Source organism: Providencia sp. PROV033 (genome assembly GCF_028484855.1).
In the GTDB taxonomy this organism is placed as follows: Bacteria; Pseudomonadota; Gammaproteobacteria; order Enterobacterales; family Enterobacteriaceae; genus Providencia; species Providencia alcalifaciens.
Window position 1 is genome coordinate 1 of the sequence record NZ_JAMPSW010000208.1, and the last position, 1,199, is coordinate 1,199.

Sequence of the window (1,199 nt, forward strand, 5' to 3'; positions counted from 1 at the left end):
CCATCTGAACTCTGTATTCTTTGCCGGAATAACACAGGTAGATACTGTTGTTATAATCACTGTTAATTTATACAGTTATTGTAGCAATAAGTCAATGCAATTGAATTTATAATAGCATCAATATATAGAATTTCAACATATATACTTTACGTGGATATTTATTAAGGGAGTACCTTGTAAGATAACTCCAAAACAGGAGGGACATATGGTACCTAAAAGGCTGAAAGAAGCGCGTAAAGCCGCGGGGTTATCTCAAGGGAAACTGTTGGAACTTATTGAAATGGAAGGAATTAATAACAGTTCTCGGCTCTCAAGCTATGAAGTTGGCAGGAATGAACCGTCTTTTGACGTAATAAAAAAAATAGCAAAAGTTTTAGATTATCCAGCAGAATATTTTTATGCAGAAGATGATGATTTTGCATTGACCATTCTTGAGCTTTATAAAAATAGGATGAATTTAAATACAAATCCTCATTACAATTCGGTAATTGCATTAAAGAAAACAACAAAAAAGCTTGAACAGATAAAAAAATTACATGAACAAATGAGTGAATACTTAAAACCGTAGTTGAGGATGCATTTTCTGGCTCAGCGTGAACACCGATTCTGGTCTGAAAGAAAATATGGTTATTTTTTTCAAAAACATTAGAGGGATTAGATAAAAGTTACTACTTTAGGCATTTAGTTTTTGAGATTGCCCTATCAGTTTTTTTATCTTTCTTGTTAGCCGACTAAGCCACGGAACGGGCATTGATTTATTTTTATTATCATAAAAAATGGTTAAGAAAACGTCTGATTTTTACAACATTGCATTAAAATTAATGGCTTGTTCGTTAGTTTTATGGCGATTCGACAAGCTTAGTGTAGCTGAGTGCGTCAGTGAAATTTGAGATTCAAAGCAAATCCTATTTTTGAAATCATTGCTTGAATGTGCATAGAGTGCTAAATTAGCCGCAATTGATACGAATTAATGGTTGTCACGCCGAAAGGTGACAAAGGGAACTGGGATTAGAAATGAAGTTGTTTTGAACCCAGAAATGGAAAACCCCCGTAATCTTTGTCTAACTTGCCGGAAAGAGAAGATTATCGGGGGCACTCACAACAATTCCGTTAGGGCTAATGTTGATGTCCTGATGGGGAGTATAGAATTATGCGCAAGAAAATTCAACTCCTTCCGTACAACATAAGTGCGGAGAGAT

The 1,199-nt window shown here is 34.9% G+C and carries 1 protein-coding gene; it reads left to right on the plus strand.

Going from position 1 to position 1,199, the window contains the following annotated elements; genetic code table 11:
* The first annotated feature begins 205 nt into the window (after positions 1 to 205).
* Positions 206 to 568: a helix-turn-helix domain-containing protein gene (locus PSF16_RS17375; RefSeq protein WP_272689805.1), complete on the plus strand. Its 363-nt coding sequence runs from the start codon at positions 206 to 208 to the stop codon at positions 566 to 568.
* Positions 569 to 1,199 lie beyond the last annotated feature (631 nt).

Bases quoted from the DNA above. Each gene is read 5' to 3' on its own strand.
- PSF16_RS17375 (WP_272689805.1), top strand. From the start codon at position 206: ATGGTACCTAAAAGGCTGAAAGAAGCGCGTAAAGCCGCGGGGTTATCT.